This is a genomic window from Vibrio sp. vnigr-6D03 (assembly GCF_002835515.1).
GTDB classification, from domain to species: Bacteria; Pseudomonadota; Gammaproteobacteria; order Enterobacterales; family Vibrionaceae; genus Vibrio; species Vibrio penaeicida.
Genome location: NZ_PIZL01000001.1, coordinates 417,868 through 435,858, shown reverse-complemented (window position 1 = coordinate 435,858; position 17,991 = coordinate 417,868). Strand labels below are relative to the sequence as shown.

Here is a 17,991-nt window from a genome sequence, read left to right as displayed (position 1 = left end):
AATATTTAGATTATTGTGTTATGACTTTTATTAACTAAAGCTATTTTGAATTAGTAACGTAGTTATTTACTTAAGTTCTGTACGAAAAATGTCATATAATTATGTAACCTAATTTTTAATACATATTAATTAAGTGAAAATAAATTGAAATTAAACATATTAATTTAAAGGTTGATTTTCAAACTAATGTTGCTAAATGTAGTATGTATAAGAAGTCGTTTCCTATAAAAAAAAGACAATAGTCTCAAATTTAAAGTATTACCTTGCTTGTTGTTTTCCTTTTCGGTTACTTAGCTTTTCGGCTTTTAATTTTATAAAGGAAACTTAACCCAATGTTTTACAATACATTATCATCACTAACGTTATTGTCTTTGGCAAGCTTTAGCGCAAATGCGTACATATTAGTACCAAAACAGATTGAGCAAGGGAATTCTGCTAAAATCTCAGTGCATGAATTTGTTGGTGATTCAGTAAATTCGTGTAACGTAAACATTACAGATCATGGAAGTTACTCAGCTAGATTATATATGAGACCCAGTGAAGGACCTGATTGGTGGAATTTTGTTCAATATGCTGGCTTCGAAAAGACTCTTACTTTCAATAAATCTGGAACAAAAACGGTCTCTTTAAATTGTGATGACGGATACAAAATTTCAAAAACCTTTTCTGTCGTTAAACCGAAACCATTACCAAAGCCTGAAATAACAATCAATTTTCCTCAGGGAATTTATCAAGGTTCCAGCTATGACTTAAAAATAAATACGAAGCACGCGCAAAATTGCAAATTATGGTATCACCAATATTCAAGCTCTCCTGAATCCTTTGGTACTAGCTTTAGGAATAAGAATTTAGGTTATGTTATTAGAAGAAACCAGAACCCGACTAACTACACAATGAAAGTGGAGTGTACGGGTAAGGGTGGAAAGTCTACGAAAACGCATTCTTTCAATGTACTCAAAAGAGGAAGTGGAGGAAGCAATACACCGACTATCACCTCATTCTTAAACGGAAATGTAACTAAAGGAAATACGAAGCTTTATTGGGGCACTAAGAACGTGACTCGTTGCGAGCTTAAGAAGGGCAGTATTGTTGCTCAGGTGCCGAAATCGAGTCTTATTGGTTACAACGTCAGCGTTCCATTTGGAGGGCAGACGTTCAAATTGACATGTTCGAACAGTACGAAATCTGCTAATAAGACTTTGCATGTACCTAGACCACATACAAGATCGTTTAGATCAGAAGCGTTTGGCAACTTTGATTCTATGTCTCAACCTCTAAACCTGCATTATCAATCATTGTTAGAATTAGGAATTGACCTACATGACAATAAGTACGCAACTGAATATGTCGACGTCGATGCGAACTCAGCACAAGATCTTCTAATTTTTGATACTCACACAGAAACCCTTCAATTAGTACTATTTGGAGAATATGGTGAAATCGTAAGTCATACAACTCATATTGGTTTCAGCAGTATTCAGGACATTCAATCTATCTTGATCGAAGATGAGTATGCAGTTTCCATCTCCCCTAAAGAACAATAAGAGCTAAATTAATTTCATTGTTCGCATTTTAACTACTCGCCACCCAAATTTAGGGTGGCGTCTCTTTTTGCGGATTGCTGCATTAGCCAAAAATTACCTAGAAAACCACTTTAAAAGCATGAATCCCATCGATATTACTCAAGAACTCGAAGTGCTAAAAAGTGAACGAATGGTTCCTTTCTTAATGCGAGTGTCCCACTAATGGGTAATTTGTAATTTATACGCAATTAACAGTAAATATTATAGAGTCACTGCCGTTAAAGAATAGCTGGTTGAATTATGTTAACAGTATTTGAGCGGTATTTTATGAGTGCTTTTCTGACCTCATTTCGCTTTCCAAAAGCACATGTTAAGCAAGTTTTTCTGGCTAAACTGATAATTTAACATTGGTTGAATGTACATTGTTTCAGATAGATACGAGACACCTTGCTAGGAATAAATAGATATGAAAAACATCACTTTTTTGCTTGCCGCACTTTTATCTACGTCCACCTTCGGAGCTAGCCACCATCTTGGTATTAAACTTGGAGGTGCAGCTATTAATAATGATGACACTGGCGATGTTGGGGTTGCAGTCCAGTTTGAGTATGCCTATCAATTTCACCCCAACTTTTCTGCTGAAATAGGTTATGCGACCGCTTCTGGAGTGACTAACGCTATTGTGACTGGCGTACTTACCGACAACACAGAAACGTTTGAATATGACGCTACCTTCGCTGGCTTGAAAGCTAACATTGCTCCGATGGACTTTTTTAACTTTTACGCGATGGGTGGTGTCAGCCATTCAGATCTACAACGAACACTCAAACCCAAGTCAGGTGGAGCTGAAACGGTTGAACACCACAAAGGGGTAAACCCATATTTTGGGGGCGGAGCAGAGCTCATCTTGCTGGATACTTTTAGCCTTAGCTTGGACTATCGTCGCTTCATGTTTGAAAGCAGCTATTACTCCGATACCATCTTAGCTGGGCTCAATTTCCGATTCTAAAATCTACCAACCTGCATTGATGCTCCCACAGCTGCCGTATCATTAGTACGGCAGCTTCATTATCAGTAAATATCTCTTTAAAGCTATAAACTGCATAGCTGATGAACTAGTTGTATAGTCACTTAAAGCTCGAATATACACTTTACCAGTGCTGCCGGTAAGCCCGTCTTAGATCGTGACGGTCACTTTCAGCGTCATTATCTTCTTACCAAATTGGTATCAAAGCTGGTAAAAAGCCATAGGGCTCAGGGTTTTGTTCGGTAAAGAAAATGGGTAGTTCAAGATTGCCAAATGCAATGTCTTTAGATGTGGAATCTAATTGTAATAAGTCATATACGTCTTCGTTTGCCATTTTAGTCTAGGGAGCTAATGGAAGAGAATTTTCAACAGCAATAGTTCCTTTCTATAGGTTTCCAGATTTTGTTGATCTATGAATATGCATCAATATTAGGGATTCCAATTTTCTGGTGAGTAAAACTTCACTCCACTGAGGTTTTTTTGGGTAATGTTTGTCGCCACTTCATCATGTATGATCAAAATATAGTCATCAACATCTAAGAAAAATACTTTAGAAGTAGTTTTATTTTCAATTAGCCGTAGAGAAGATATATTTTCTATTTCATCATCAAATTCTTCGTAAATTGAGTTGCCTCTGTCCAATATGTTTTCACTTGCGAGAATATTAGCGAAGTAGTACTCAGTATAGCTTTTGTTTTTTAATTGCACCCGCACAGGAAGATATTCTATATCATCCGAGAACTGTTCTAGTGACTTTCTAACATCATGGTTGACAATAAGAAGAGGTCCACATTTAAAAGTATCGCACGGTGGTTTATCATCGATGACATTGATGATTACATCCTCAGGCCATAAAGCACCTAAAGGCTTACGTGATAGCACTTTTACATCAATTAGTTTAGCTGCGTTTTCTAGCCTAGATTCTGTGAAGTTAGCATCACTACTTGTGTTATGCGTCCATATTTTGTAACTCACTTTTCGATCTTAATAATCTAAAATTGATTTCTCGTGTGTTTTTATCAGTTTATGAGGGGTTCCATGGTTGATATAATAATCTAATAGCCAAGTGATTCGCTTATCTTGAGTGTTTGTAACAATCGCTTTGGCTATTAGATCAAAATCATCCGAAATATAGCTCGAAATTTCATGAGTACCAAAGAACTGTTCACTTGCAAAAAAAGCTGATTTTCTTATTGATTCGATTGCCTCTTCATCTTCTTGTGGTTTAGTTTGCTCATATTCTTGGCTAATTAACGTGTATATCTCAACCCATTCTGAGTCAAAAGGGGCTTCATCTCTGCTATCTAGAATATTGTTTTCATTACCCAGATCTGCACTTTTGAAAATGGATGATGCTATGATCTGATTGAGCTTGCTTAAATTCATAAATGACCTTTTCCTTTTAGATAGAGTTCGATTCTTAGAATGCCATCGAAAGGAGTGACATCTTTTGCTAGATTAACGTTGTTGTTTGGAGAGCGAAAGAACAAAAGAATAAGTGGGACTGTCGCCTTGAGAAAATAAGCACTTCAGATCCTTTCTAAAGTGTGTGTCCTGCTAAATTCGATACTTGAAAGCCTCAGTACCCGAAATACCCCATCATCGCCTTTATGGCTCTAGGCACAAGCCACTGTAATTTATGGAGTTCGTGTTTTCTTAAACGTGACTGTCCCTGTTTTCTTCCTGTTTTCTTCACTAGTCATTAGACTCTTAGAGATACATATTCATGAAAAAATCGCTCAAAAGAGTCTGCAATCTTACTATTCACTTCTTGCTTAAATACATCAAAACTGATCACTTCTCCTTTAGGGCTATTTGTATCAATACACCAACAAATCTCATCATCCTTGAAAAAAATAACTGCTAAATGTTCTGGGAGATTGTAGTCTTCTCTCGCACTCAGCGTATCACCGTAGACAGTACCTCCATAATCAATAGTTGAGTCATTATCCTCGATTCCAGATATTTCCGAATCAGTAACGCCTCCCCCACCTAATTGTTTTAAAAACTCTTTAAAATCTTCTGGAAACTGCAATGACAATAACTCTTCTAATTTGTCTATTTGAGATTCATCAGCGCTGCCTTGCCAGAAGGTGTCGCTATTAGCATGATCTAGTTTTTCAGCAAGGTCTTTATAATTCATTTCTCACCTCCATTTTTGAAGTCATTAGCACGTTGCTTCCAATAGTCTTTTCTAAACTTTTCATATTGGTATAGCAGAGAAGTATTGTGTCTAAAACTATTTCCATCCTCAATAAGCCCATGTAATGGTTTGTGGTGCTTCTTATGAGTTGAACTCATAAGTTCAACCATAGGTCCGGGCTCCTGTCCCAGAATATGGTGTAGGTTTATTTGCTTTCCATCTGGTCCAATTGGCGCGTATCCATTTTCCATTAAATCTAAGTTAGTCCAGCCATTCTCGACTTTCTGTCTAACACTTTTGTGAACACTTCGATGGACAAATTCGGGGGCGCTCGGGTTAACGTCAATTGTATTCTTATATATTTTTCTATTTAAAACATCTTCTGGTACATATTTACCACAACATGCCCCTACAGCCTTCTCAACCGCCAACCCCAGTGGATCCACCCACCCCGTCGGGTTAGGAACATATTGATAGTTATTTAATCCGCCTGCAAGCCCGATTGGGTCGGCGGTGGTGAACCTACCTGTACTTGGGCTGTAGTAACGGTGGCGGTTGTAGTGTAGCCCTGTTTCGCTGTCATAATACTGCCCTTGGAAGCGCAGCGGGTTGGCAATCTCTTCAACATGTTGGTAAAGCACATTACCGTAGGCGCGATATTGAACCGACCACACACTTTTGCCGCTGCTATCGGTGAGGTCTGTTGGGGTACCGATTTGGTCGAGCTGATAATGGTAAACCTCGGTGTGTTCACCTTCACCACTAATGAGCGCCAACGGCTTAAAGCTGCCCGGCTCGTACACATAGGTTTGGTAGTGAGAATCGCTGGTTTCCGCAATCAGGTTATCGCCTTGCCACACAAATTCGGTGTTGGTTTGCTTACCCAGTTTGTCGGTCACGCTTTTTGCAATGCGTCGCCCAAAGACGTCATACTGGTAGGTGGCGATGGTGCCATCGGGCAGGGTAGCTTTGGTTAGGCGGTGCTGGCAGTCGTATTCGTAAGTGGTGACAAGCGTTTGCCCTTTCCCACGCTTCTCTGCAATTAAACGCCCAAATTCATCGTACTCATAATGTGCATCACCATGAAATTGCAGTTGGTTACCTTGTACGCCAGATTCGACCTCTTCAAAACGCCCACCTAATGTTTGTTGCAGCAAGTTGCCCGCAGGGTCGTGGGCGAAGGTCTCTTCGACTACGCCTTTCGTGGCACTTAAGCGCGAAAGTGGGTCGTAATCGTAGTGGACTTTGCCATATCGGCTGTCCGCCATTTCCGCCAGATTGCCCTCGGCACTGTATTGGTATTGTTTGGACTGAGTGAGCTGACCGCGTTGATGATGCGTGTGAGCGATCAATCTGCCTTCTTCATCGTGCTGGAAACGGCTAGTAAGGCTCCCTTGCTGGCGAGACGTCTCCAATCCATTATCGAAGTGGTGCCGTGTGAGCTGCTCATCATTCAGCATAATGCGCGAGAGTACGCCACCAGCACTGCGCTCATACTTCAGGGTATTGGCGTCTGGCAGTTGCCAATGAGTAAGGTTACCCAGCTCATCGTATTGATAATAGTGAGAGGCCCAACCTTGGTGCTCTTGGGTAAGCCTGCCTAGCGCATCATATTGCCAAGCTAATGGGGTGTCGCCATCCTCAACTTGCGTCAGTTGCCCATATTCGTCGTAAGCGTACGTAACTTCGTTGCCATCGGGGAGGACTTTTTTGGTTAGCCTACCCATTACATCGCGTTCAAATAACGTTTCTAGTTGAGTGCCTTGTGTGCCCGTTTCCGTTTTTTTAACCAACTTGCCATTGAGGTCGTATTCGTACTCAAAGAACCGACCATCGAAGGTGGTTTCTCTTTGCACTAGCCCGTTAGGGTAATAATCGATAAAGTACGATTCGCCCCTTTCGTTGGTAATGGTACTGACGAAGTTTTTGGCGTTGTTGTAGTCGTATTGGAGTGAAGACTCATCGGATTGAGTCACGCGGCTAACCAAATCCGTGTGCTGATGATAATCGAATCGAGTGACTTGCCCGTTTTCGTCCGCCACTTTGGTGGGTTTACCGTAACCGTTGTATTCGAAAGATTTGGATTTACCGCCAGGTAGCAGAATACGAGCGAGCCTGTCTGCCGAATCCCATTCATAGCGCGTCATCGCACCTGTTACGGATTTTTCCAGCACAATCCGCCCAAAGATGTCGTAGCGATAAGTCGCTTCCGAGCCGTCTGGGTAGGTTTCCCCAATGAGCATGCCCAATCGGTTCCACGCCAGTTTATGTTGGCTGCCATCGGGGTAGCGGATTTGGTCTAGCTGACCGTATTGGTTGTAGCGATAAAACGTGTCCTGACCAAGCGGGTCACGTTTTTCGGTAATGTCGCCAAATTCGTTGTATTTGTAGCGCCAACTTCGGTCGGATTGAATGACTTTGCGCAGATTACCACGCCAGTACTGAAACTCCGTTGTTGTGCCATCAGGGGCAATGGTTAAGACTTTTTGGTTTTGTTCGTTGTAGACATGTTTGGTTTCGTTGCCCATAGGATCAACGGTTAACACCAAATCGCCATTGTCGCTGTATTGGTTTTGTGTCACCGCACCATCAGGGTCGGTGGTTTGCACTAACTGGGCATTTTCATCGTGTTGATACTCGGCAGTGCTGCCATCAGAATAGGTAACAACTACAGCATTTGAGTCATTATCCCAATCGAATTGGGTGTTGTAGCCTGTGTTGCTCCAGTGGCGTAAGCATCGAACCGATTTACCAGTACCATCCCATTCCCAGCCAAATTCCACGCCGCCAGCCATTTTTCGAAGCGTAATAACGTGCTGAGCATCGTAGGCGTAATCTTCACCCTCATTGCCCGTATTTCTCTGTGCAATGAGCTGATCATGTGCGTTGTATTGATAGGTGGCACAGGTTCTTTCCGTGATCCACTCACCCGTCGTACTGCCTTTAGTGAGAGTGCGAAAATCGACTTGAGTAATGAGGTCGTTTTGGTATACAAACCATAGGGCGATACCGTGCTCATTCACGACGGCTTCAGGGCGCTGATGCCCGTCGTAGCGAATGGTAAGTCGGTTACCATATTGGTCGGACAGCTTACTCAAGCGAGCCGAGTTACCCCGTCGTTCAAAGTGGTAAAAAGGTGAACCCGCTTGTGCGAGGATGTATTCGCCGTCTTCTTGTCCTAAGAATACCGCCGCACCAGCAAGATCGTTGTATATCTCAGGCAGTTGTTTCGTGGGCTCGGGTAACTCAGTGCGTTTGTTTTCCGCATCTAACCAAAAGAGCTTTCCACCTTCGAAGGCCAAAGACTGGTTGAGTGGGTGGCTCCAGCCAAACCCTAACCCTGTGTTGATATCGCAGCTACTGGTTTTGTAGGTTCGGGTAAAGATAAACGGCAGTGCCCCGGGTAATGTGACATCTTGTAGTTCGAGAAGCTCTTCGCCTGTGACCATTGAAACAGGGCAACCTTCGGTATCGGTCTTCTGGTTCGATTGGGTAGCGTCACCGTTGCCATTCTTACTGGCGTTGTTTTCTACCGTTCGTTTTTCGTTGGTCGCTAGGTGTGTCGATTGTTTGGCTTGGCGTTTTTCAGATGTCGCGTTTTGAACCGTTTTGCCGTCGACAGTTTGATTAACCTTAGCTTGCCCATTAAACTTGCTGTTTCCGTGTTGAGTCACTTTCCGTAGGTTTTCGGCATTATCCTTTGCGTCGACCTTGACTAAATCTACGACCTCTTTGATCTTTTTTACAATGGGTGCAGAGCGAGGTTTTCTAGCCATTCTTATGCCCCCACCAGAGTCGCTGCGCCAGCGACATCTCTCAATCGATTCATGTTTTTCAAAATTGCACCACCCGGTATCACAATGCTGATCACGACTTCAACAAGTAGCGGCGCCAACATGGTGGTCGCAATACCGATGATCTGAAGTGGGCTTAGCAATTTAAACCAAGAAACTGCTGCATTTAAACAAAGGAAACAGCGTGCTTCGTCTTTTAATAAGGTGAGCATTTCAGCGGCTTCTTCTTTCGCCGAGGCAAGCTTTTCAGCTATCAACTCTGGGTTTTCAACATATTTAGCAAGCTCCTTTGCAAGCTTACTTGGGTTGGCGAGCAGCTTGAAAAGTTCGGCAATCTCATCCCAAGCATCGACGATGGCGTCCAATAACTTACTCATGAACTTTTTGACTTCGTCCCACACATCAATTGGCTCATTAATAAATAGATTCCACTCCTTGCGAAGATCGGTGTTCCACTGTGTATCAAGCCAAGTGCTAAGTTTGCTGATGGTAGGATCATAAGAATCCAGCATTGCTTTGATGTCGCTTTCAGACACGTCGGGATAAAACGTCACGCGGACTTGTTTGCCTCTGTGCTCTGGCGGCAGCGTAATTTCAGCGAATCCGTTGTCATCCATCGTGCCTGAAATGGCTTCGCCGTCCGCTTCGTATTCAAAATTCCCCCAGAAGTTCTTTTCAAGTTTCATGGGCTGAATTTTGAAAGGTGTACCACCAATCGGAACAAAAGCTTCCGCTTCGAAGCAGTGAACAAGAGTGATTTTTCCGTCTAGTGGGCAGGTAATTAAATCGGCTTCGATGTTGGAATCGTCGGTGTCTGCCGAGTACTCATCCTTATTCACGATCACTTTTTGTTCCATGTCTAAAGCCCAGCCATAAAACCAGTTTTCTGAATGGCGACGATACTCATCAATAGAACTTTCAAAGTCGGTTTTTATCGTGCTGAACAAGTTTTCTGCATCTGCCATCGTCATGGTGGTCGTCATCGGTATACCTCTTTCTCAAGCACACTTTTTATGTATTCGTTTAGTGAGCCAAATTCCTTTTTGTGGCGGTTCACTAAGCGCGTCACTTTGGCTATAACGGTGCTTTCGGGGAAGAAAAAATAAATGTCAGCGTGACTCTCTTTTAGCCACTTTATGGAATTGGCAATCAGGGTAGAGTTATCAATGTTTGACAGTTGTAGCAGCACGTCTTCTGGCACTGTCCACCATGGGAACTCCGGCTCTATGGTTCCTACAGTAGGGGTGACGTTCACCACATCACCATGCTGAGAAAGCCAAACCTGACAGGGACCCATAACTTTCGCTCTCTGTTCTTTATCGCAAAACTTGGCCACATTCAGGCTGAATCTTGGGTCATAGAAACGGAAGAAGGCATGAGTGCCGGATGGCATCCATATTTGTGTCAGGCTTCGAAAGTGCGCTAAGAGCTGCTGAAACGTTGACGTTGTCCCTACCAACATCCCCCAGTCTTTCTCCGCTTTTTCAGCCACCCAATGGATGAACTCTCCATCAGGATCAACAGGGGCGATGTAAGGCATCACTAATGTCCAATCTTCATATTGTGTGCCCAACCAAATTCCGTAGGCGTCTTTTCCACCTAACTGATAAAAGTCTGCCAGCGCACTGTAATCGGTTGTTCCGTTAAAAATGGCATACCAAGACAACGCTTCTTTGCCAGCGTACGAGTCTAGATCGAACATTGACCATCCTTGCACTTCTCACACTCTTCGCAGAATGGAGCCGCTGCTTTCATCGTGGCGATTTGTGCGGGTGTAAGAATCGGGGCAGGCGCACTCGGTGGTGGTTCTGGTTGCCCTGGTTGTATGGCCGCTTGTCCTCCAAACCCGCTGCCACTGCCTGCCGCGCCACCTGAGTTTAGGTTGACACCTGCTCCAGATAGCGTGACGCCAGAAGCGTCAATGGTGACAAAACTGCCTCCCGCTTTAATCGTGATTTCATTGTCGGCTTCGAGTACGACTTTTTGTCCGGATTTTACGTGGATCTCGGTGCCTGCTTCACTCGCCCAATTATTGGATGATTTCTGATGAATAGACCCATCGGCGATCAAGGTATGATCGGCTGCAACTTTGATCCTGCTTTCCCCATCTACCGTGAGGTGCTGATTGTTTTTCACATGGGTAAACTGGTCGTTGTCCACCGTGTGATGTTCATCATTGTGAATGTGAGTGGTACTGTCGTTTTGCACATCCCGCTCTAAATCCTTCTGAGCATGCAGGTAGACTTTCTCGTTCTCGGCTTGGTCCTCAAAACTCAATTCATTGAAGCCGTCGCCTTGATGGGTTTCACTGCGGATAACGGTTTTGGTTTTGTTGTCCGGCAAGGTATAAGGCGGAATATTGGTGGCGTGATAGGTACGCCCAGTAATAATCGGCTGGTCAGGGTCGCCATTTAAGAACGACACAATGACCTCATGCCCAATACGCGGTATCGCCATCATGCCGTATTGGCTGCCCGCCCAACCCTGAGAGACACGAACCCAGCACGAACTCAGCTCATCGCTGTTGGAATACCTATCCCACGGGAAATGGACTTTCACACGCCCATGCTCATCACAGAAGATTTCTTCCCCTTCCGGTCCCACCACCGTCGCCATCATCGGACCATCGACTTGCGGCTTCGGGGTTGGCGTTGCGCGCCACTGGCGCTGAGCGGGAATGACTGTAAACGTGTTGCCGTAAGTGGTGGCCCCGCTGCCACCTTCCTCTTCTAAGGCTTGAGGCTGCTTGCCGGTGTGGGTCGCACTCACCACCAGCCAAGTGCGGTTACAACTCTCATCCAAATGGTCAGATAAGGTAAACTTGGTGCCCGCTTGCAGGGCAGGGTGGTTGCTTTGCCCGGTGGCAATGTGGGCAGTACGGCGAAGGTAATCCAACCGATATTGACTGAACGCCGCGCCACTGTCGTCGTCTTTGTAGCGAGCAGGGGCATCGTAATGTTCATAGCCATCGCGTTGATAGCTCATCTCCTCACCAAGCTGCTCTTGTTTAAAGGCGTAGGTGGGCTTCTTAAAGCTGTATTCTTGAAACTGAACGCTGGACACATCGGAGCGCACTCGCTCGGTGAGCCCAAAGACATAAGGAGTATCCATGGTGCCGCCGGCTAGCGCGTTATAAGGCACTGGAAACGGGTAGGTGTCGTAGGCTTGGGTGTCATCACAAAACACAATCGTGTGTTTACTCGTCTGATGAACAAAGCGATAGACCAATCCCTCTTCGGCGGCGAGGCGATGCATAAAGTCCAAATCGGTTTCCCGATACTGGACACAAAACTCTCGGGGCAAGCAGGACCGCTTCAGGGAAAAGGCATAATCGTTGATGCCCATTTCCTGAAACAGCACAGACAGAATCTCAGGCGCCGTTAAATCTTGAAAGATGCGACTGTTCTGACGCAAAGACAACCGCTCAATGGCAGGGACTAACGTCAGGGAATAAAAGGTGTGTTGATGCCCGGTGTCGCCTTTTGAAAAGGCACGGACAATGCCGTGAACACGTTGAGTGACTTCCCCATTTTGAATCACCGACAGCCAAGCGTTTTTGTCCACCACTTGTTCAGGCGTGAGGTCCATAGAGCGGCTGGCGAGTTCAATGTGATAGCGAAAGCCATGACAGCCCTGATAGTTCGACAGGGATTCTTGCCCGTGATACTCGCGCACAATCAAGGTATCCGAAGCCAGTCCTTCGACATCCAATGAGAAGTTTAAGGTGCCCATGCAATCAATCCGTTAATTCAAAGTACATGTAACGACAAAAGCAAAGCCCCGTTTGGTGGCTTTGCTCGAAAGGTATGGGGTTAAATTACGCTTCAACAGGTTTACGCCAATCGTCGGAACCTGAAGTGCCTGCGTTTACATGGTCCCAATTGATCTTGCGGTAAGACAAAGAGACAGTCACATTCTGGGTAAAGTCAGATTTGGTTGGGTCTTGGCAGTGAGGCATCTCACAGTGAATGTCTACAATCGAAGCACTTTCTAACACTGTGGTAAAGAAGTTCTCTTGCTTGCCTTCAATTGAGGTGCGATACCATTTCAGCTCAACTGTGCTCATCTTTTCGCCAGATGCTAGTGCGTTGTACAACAAAGGCACTGCCTTGTTTAGCGCCACCGTAAATTGGAATGGCTTATGAACACGTTGACCAGAAGGTTGGCCAGATTGTGGGTCGGTTGGCACGGTTACGTTGTGATTGAATTCTTGCACAAGCATTTGGTCTTCGTGCCCTTCAACAAAGGCGTCACCAATGGAATCGGTAGAAAGAGCGCCAGCGGTGATGAGCCCCTGAGTCTCGCCTTCGATAGAGATGTAACATGGAGTAGGCATAGTCAATCCTCATAAACAGGGGGCTGCCCCCTTAGCTATTAAATAAGACGTTTGATAAGTGAAGAGTGCCTGAGCGCAGTGTCGCGCCAGAAACTGAAGAGTATTGAGCAAGGGGTGTGCCAGAATAGTATTTAAATATAAAACAACTAGTTAGGGTTGTTTGACTATGGAGTAAAGCGAATAGTTGCTTGTGTGTGGGCGAATAATTGCTTGAGTAGCGAGAATGTGCCTGGATCGGTGTCACACTTGGTTTGTTGTCGCACTAGCAATAGATTCTGAAGTGTTCGAGTTGCTTCGTTTTCTATTTGGTTACTTATCAAAAACTGAAACTGACACCAAAGTGAGCTCAACGATTACTTTCCTTTTTGCCATGCTTGTTGGCGATCAAATAAAAATAAAAGTAGGTGTGAACATAGTTGGGATAATTGCGATTTCAACTGAAGCTCATGCCATGAATAAGCGTAAATAGTCAGCATAAACATAAAGGATACTATTAATATGCCAAAGTACTACGTCTACCCCGCGATTGGCATCGCAAGGCTAGGAAACTCTGAGTCTGAGTTTTTTGTTGGTCCAGAAGTCCCGTATCAGGATATAAACCCCAATTTTACAGGTAACAATTTCAGCGAATGCTACGAAACTTACAGTTTAAACAATCGTGCAGATCAAGAGCTCAATTTCAAAGACAGCAAAGGAAAAGTAAAGCGGCAAGCTGCGCGTTTTCGGATCTTCGAGATAGATGATTGCGATCAAATTGTCCGAGAAGTGACCGCTAAAGAAGCCACGATAGAGTGGGAAGTTCATATAGCGAACCGGAAATCTATCAACTATCAATTTAACAATGCTATGGATTTAGGAAAGCTCTCTAAAAATTGTGAGTTACGCAACGCCTTTGTTACCGATCTTCAGGAACGAAAAGACAAGTTGCTGATTGAACCGAGCGTACGAAACATTCAAGGTCGTGACAGATGTGGGAAAGATTATCTATTTGACGATGGCACCTTTTTTGGTGGGACAAGCCAAGAAAGAACGGTCTATTTAGGCGAATTGAGAACCGATTGCGAAGGGCGCTTATTGGTGCTGGGTGGACGCGGCAAATCAGACAGTTACAACAATAGCCCCATCACGACGTTTGCGAATAACGACAATTGGCATGATGACATCAGTGACGGCACAGTTCGAGCTAAAATTACTATTGATGGGGAAACGCATGACGCCGAACCCGCCATGGTAGCTGTAACACCGCCAAATTTTGCACCGGGTATGCCTGGCGTTGTTACTATGTATGATGTTGTAAGCGATCTGCTTAACGATAAGCCTCAAAAAACGCAGTTTTATCGCGATATCTTTCCTATTCTTAATAGCTTAGTGGAGAACCAAGGCGTCAACTTGGGCTACTTTATGGCATTTGGTGACAATGCTCCGGCTAATTTTACTAATCCGTCTATTTTAAAAAGATTAGAATCTCCGAGTCCCGAACATCTCCAATTAAGGGAAGCGGTGTTTAAACAATTTCGCATTACACCTGAACTCTCGTTGGAACAACGTACGGAGGAAGTGAAAAAACTCCTTAGCTCACCGAGCATTTCGAGTTTTGATGACAGTTTAAAGTATGACTTAAAAGACACATTTAACGACGCCATCAAGAAAGCTCAGGTTCAAGTACAGGCGGATAAGCTGCCTCCAATTTTTGGAGACAGCTATGGTGACGTGCCAGACTCACCTCTTGTGGGGTTGAGCCTGACATCCACTCAATATCAACATATGCACAATTGGGCGATAGGTGAATTCGAGCTAGATGCTAACCCCAAAGAAAACTCAACGCCGCTAGATAACATCAATGACCCGCTGGAAACAATTTTCTCTGCAAAAGAGCGCGCGCATACACTCACCAAAACTAATCTACAAGAGTGCCTAGGTGGACCGTTCCATCCCGGTATAGAATTAACGTGGTTTTTGCGCCGTGAGTCTATGTGGAATGTGTCTGATAGCGTCGACAGAATGCGCCTAAACGTTATAAACAGAGGGGAAGAAGTACAAGATTACTTTGGTCCTATTTTAACACCAAAAGTAGCGTTAAAAGAGATGTTTAATGTCAGCGGCCCTGGAACACTGACCCGATTTATGGGGGTGCCTTGGCAATCGGATGAAGGCAGCTGCCGCTCGAACCAAGATTACGATAAAGCGCAATTCTTACCGACGATCACTTTCTGGTCTGCGCGTGTTCCCAATCAGGTGTTGAGCCAGCGTTCATTCCAGCAGATTCAAAATACTGACTTGTCGGTGGCCCAGCGTTATAAATACTTTAGCTATCGTCAGGACTGGTTGCGATTCTTACGAGAAGGCGAACAGAATCCACGAATCACTATGGTAGATCACTGGGACAAAATTGGGATAGTCGTTAAGAAGCCTGTCAATAGCCTAAATATCGATAAAACCGAGATTAAAAGTGCTTGGGTTGAATCACAAGTAAATGTGCGTTATTTGGCTCACGACGCAAGTTATCGACAATTGCTTAATTTAGAAACCCTATCGCCTAAAGATATATTGCACAGTGCAAATAGCCTTTCCAAGACAAAGGAAGACATTGAAAAGCTAAATGAAGAAGACAAGGAAGTGTCTGAATTAGGTCTCGCGCCTAGAATCATCCCAAGTCGCGAAAAGTTGAATTAGCAATGAAGGAATCACACTATCAAGTTGTGGTTCTTGGTGCAGGTGTTGCGGGTTTGTCTGCAGCACTTGCGCTGGCACAACAAGGCATCAAAGTCGCTGTATTCGATAAACAAACCGCACAAAAACAGAGTTTTGGTGAGTGTGTTCATGGAACCATTCAGCCTATTCTGGCAGAGCTGAAATTATTCGATAGTTTTATTAAAGACGGACATTTTGAACTTCAAGGATATCAGATCGATTGGGATGAATTAGGTCATCATGAACGGAGTTTGATCACCAGCCCATACGGGACAGGCTGGATCCTGAACAGAGAAAAGTTTGATACGAGTTTGATAAGTACGGCTATAGAAGCTGGTGTCGATATCTTTTGGCAATCTCGTCTAACTGAATTCTCAGAGCAAAGTGATGGGTGGCAGCTTCATTTCATGCAGCCTGATACCAGCCAGTATGTGGTGGAATCCAATTTTATTGTTGATGCAACAGGGCGTGCCCGAACGCTCACCCGAAAGTTGAACATTGCAGAGAAAAAGGGCGATAGCTTGGTAGCTTGCTGCGCACATCTAAATCACAGCGGTTCAGGTGCTATAGCTAGGCAAGAAGCGGTAATTCATAGCAGCTTAAATGGGTGGTGGTACCTAGCTCCGTTTTCTAATAGCAAAGCGACATTGTGCTATTTCACCGACAATGATTTGGATATGCCCAAGACATTTTCTGAACTTGTCGAGCTGGCATATGAACATGCTTCGTTAGCCCCCTATTTGGATAGCTGCGAATTAAACGATAACGCTCAAATGAAAATCACCCCAGCTTACTCATCTTGTATCGCAAAAAGCGTAGGCAATAACTGGTTGGCTGTTGGGGACGCATCTTGTAGCTATGATCCGCTATCTTCATACGGCATTACGTCGGCTCTTGGAAGTGCATTTTATGCCTCGAAAGCCATTACCCATAGGCTTATTGGTCAGCCCCAATACCTAAAGGAATATGAAGCACTCATGCAGGATAGCTTTCTTTCATATTTGTCAAAGAAAAATGAGGAGTATGAAAAAGTGACACAATTCAACTCTCCATTTTGGCAAAGAAGGAACCTCAATCACCAACTTCATCATTTAACAAAGGAATAACCCGATGACGCGTATTTATTTCTTACTCTCGCTCATTTTTGTATTGGCTGGGTGCCAAAGTACCGACGTCCCAACAGAAAAAACGGGCATGTCTGAAAATGAAGTCATTACTGAGCTGCAAAGTAGGCTTATAACCACTTCCTACCTTTTAAAAGAGTCGCAGTTTGTTGAACGAAATCAAAAAGTAATCTGTAAAGGTGTCGATTTTGCACAAGGTAAGTGCTTTGCCCCAGCATGCGCCCCATGCGAACCTTCTGCACTTACAGTCGCACAAAAGTCAGGTTGCCTAGATCCTGGTCCGCTAGGCACAGGGTTATTGTGCCAAGTTACGAATGGCGAGGTTTCGGATAAACCTTGCTGTATTGATGGGCAAAGTTGTGAACTGGAATCCGTATCTCCGGTTTCCAAACCAAACGAGAAGAGCATGAACTACCAACTGTTTCCACCTTTGACTGATCGTAAGTTTGAAGATAACAAGTGCGTTTCATTGAAGTGATATGTTTTGCAAACCCGCTTATAAACCGATTTATTAATACAAGTCGGTTTATGTTTTTAAGCAATATGAGCAAGCGCACTAAAACTGCATTTCATCGCTATCTGAGCGGTAGTAGAGATAATCTGACTTAGTGCTGTCCCACCGGAAATAGGAGATATTAGTATCGATGCATTGTTTTATGTCGTCTATTACGTCTTGAACGTGCCCTTTTTTAATCGTTTGTAGATTGGCGATCCGATGATAAAAAACGGTCCAAGAAACAACCGCGTTATCCCAACGGACGCCGCCATCATCACTGGTGGTAAATATGTAGCTGGGAGGGTCTATTTTTTCGCTATGCTCCCATTCTTCAGCAATTAACCTGTCCAACCCTTGATTACCCGCTTCACAAGATGAGAGTGATACAAAGACTTCACCATCGTAGTCATTCATGTCGGTAAAAATGGGTTTCATAGCCTCAAACATCTCTCGCCATCTGAGAAAATCGCTACCAAATTCAATGCCTTTTTTGTTGCCGTGAGCAGAAATATGAATACACAAAGGCATATCTTCTTCCCCTCTAGGACCGTGGCTAGAATCAATAGAGGAGATGTAGCGACAATACTTGATGAGATCTTTTTCAGAGTAAGCGATGAACTTAGCCACTTTATGCCCAAAAATTTTGCACACCTGCTCTAGTGCTTCTGCCTCTGAACGCTCATTAAGCAAATCCATAGGGTCGACGCATTCAATGATAAAAAGCCTGATTTTGTTATACATTTTTCTAGCCTATGGTTCAGCATTAATTTAATTGATAGGAGAGTAATTTAAAGCGCGAGGTTTTAGGAGGGGTTCAGGTTACTGGGTTTGAAAATGCGACCGAAGTAACAAAGTTA

The 17,991-nt window shown here is 44.0% G+C and carries 15 protein-coding genes; 6 read left to right on the top strand and 9 right to left on the bottom strand.

Annotated features, from left to right (window positions below):
• The first annotated feature begins 332 nt into the window (after window positions 1-332).
• Together CW749_RS01890 and CW749_RS01885 are read left to right on the top strand one after the other, a co-directional pair.
• Window positions 333-1,544 (top strand): hypothetical protein, encoded by a 1,212-nt coding sequence (locus CW749_RS01890; RefSeq protein WP_101110178.1) that lies wholly within the window; start codon window positions 333-335, stop codon window positions 1,542-1,544.
• A gap of 445 nt (window positions 1,545-1,989) precedes the next feature.
• Entirely contained in the window at window positions 1,990-2,532 is a 543-nt protein-coding gene (locus tag CW749_RS01885) for an outer membrane beta-barrel protein (protein ID WP_101110177.1), read from the top strand.
• 447 nt (window positions 2,533-2,979) lie between these two features.
• Here the strand turns inward: CW749_RS01885 and CW749_RS01880 are convergent, their stop codons facing one another.
• The 8 genes from CW749_RS01880 to CW749_RS01845 form a co-directional block, all read right to left on the bottom strand.
• On the bottom strand, window positions 2,980-3,525 hold the full coding sequence (locus CW749_RS01880; RefSeq protein WP_101110176.1) for a hypothetical protein: 546 nt from the start codon (window positions 3,523-3,525) through the stop codon (window positions 2,980-2,982).
• A gap of 9 nt (window positions 3,526-3,534) precedes the next feature.
• Window positions 3,535-3,936, bottom strand: a complete 402-nt coding sequence (locus tag CW749_RS01875; RefSeq protein WP_101110175.1) for a hypothetical protein — start codon at window positions 3,934-3,936, stop codon at window positions 3,535-3,537.
• 316 nt (window positions 3,937-4,252) lie between these two features.
• Window positions 4,253-4,693: an SMI1/KNR4 family protein gene (locus tag CW749_RS01870; protein WP_101110174.1), complete on the bottom strand. Its 441-nt coding sequence runs from the start codon at window positions 4,691-4,693 to the stop codon at window positions 4,253-4,255.
• The gene (locus tag CW749_RS01865; protein WP_101110173.1) at window positions 4,690-8,469 is read right to left on the bottom strand and encodes an HNH/ENDO VII family nuclease; all 3,780 of its coding nucleotides are present in this window, start codon (window positions 8,467-8,469) and stop codon (window positions 4,690-4,692) included. Before CW749_RS01865 ends, CW749_RS01870 begins: the two co-directional genes overlap by 4 nt.
• Window positions 8,470-8,471: 2 nt before the next feature.
• A complete protein-coding gene (locus CW749_RS01860; protein WP_237322283.1) occupies window positions 8,472-9,470 on the bottom strand; it encodes a Rhs family protein in 999 nt (332 codons plus the stop codon).
• Entirely contained in the window at window positions 9,467-10,189 is a 723-nt protein-coding gene (locus CW749_RS01855; protein ID WP_101110172.1) for a DUF4123 domain-containing protein, read from the bottom strand. The genes CW749_RS01860 and CW749_RS01855 overlap by 4 nt, the downstream gene beginning before the upstream one ends.
• A complete protein-coding gene (tssI, locus tag CW749_RS01850; RefSeq protein ID WP_101110171.1) occupies window positions 10,177-12,219 on the bottom strand; it encodes a type VI secretion system tip protein TssI/VgrG in 2,043 nt (680 codons plus the stop codon). The genes CW749_RS01855 and tssI overlap by 13 nt, the downstream gene beginning before the upstream one ends.
• 85 nt (window positions 12,220-12,304) lie before the next feature.
• The gene (locus CW749_RS01845; protein WP_101110170.1) at window positions 12,305-12,823 is read right to left on the bottom strand and encodes an Hcp family type VI secretion system effector; all 519 of its coding nucleotides are present in this window, start codon (window positions 12,821-12,823) and stop codon (window positions 12,305-12,307) included.
• Between the two features lie 223 nt (window positions 12,824-13,046).
• Between CW749_RS01845 and CW749_RS01840 the strand changes: the two genes are divergently transcribed.
• Genes CW749_RS01840 through CW749_RS01825 form a run of 4 tightly spaced genes read left to right on the top strand, consistent with a single transcriptional unit; the run spans window position 13,047 to window position 17,116 of the window.
• Window positions 13,047-13,292 (top strand): hypothetical protein, encoded by a 246-nt coding sequence (locus tag CW749_RS01840; RefSeq protein WP_101110169.1) that lies wholly within the window; start codon window positions 13,047-13,049, stop codon window positions 13,290-13,292.
• Between the two features lie 29 nt (window positions 13,293-13,321).
• Complete coding sequence (locus tag CW749_RS01835; protein WP_101110168.1) at window positions 13,322-15,496, top strand: LodA/GoxA family CTQ-dependent oxidase; 2,175 nt, start codon at window positions 13,322-13,324, stop codon at window positions 15,494-15,496.
• Window positions 15,497-15,498: 2 nt separating this feature from the next.
• Window positions 15,499-16,620 carry an NAD(P)/FAD-dependent oxidoreductase gene (locus CW749_RS01830; protein ID WP_101110167.1) on the top strand — a complete coding sequence of 374 codons (1,122 nt, stop codon included), beginning with the start codon at window positions 15,499-15,501 and terminating at the stop codon, window positions 16,618-16,620.
• Window positions 16,621-16,624: 4 nt separating this feature from the next.
• Window positions 16,625-17,116 (top strand): hypothetical protein, encoded by a 492-nt coding sequence (locus CW749_RS01825; RefSeq protein WP_101110166.1) that lies wholly within the window; start codon window positions 16,625-16,627, stop codon window positions 17,114-17,116.
• A gap of 78 nt (window positions 17,117-17,194) precedes the next feature.
• Here the strand turns inward: CW749_RS01825 and CW749_RS01820 are convergent, their stop codons facing one another.
• Window positions 17,195-17,875 (bottom strand): hypothetical protein, encoded by a 681-nt coding sequence (locus CW749_RS01820; RefSeq protein ID WP_101110165.1) that lies wholly within the window; start codon window positions 17,873-17,875, stop codon window positions 17,195-17,197.
• Window positions 17,876-17,991: the final 116 nt, after the last annotated feature.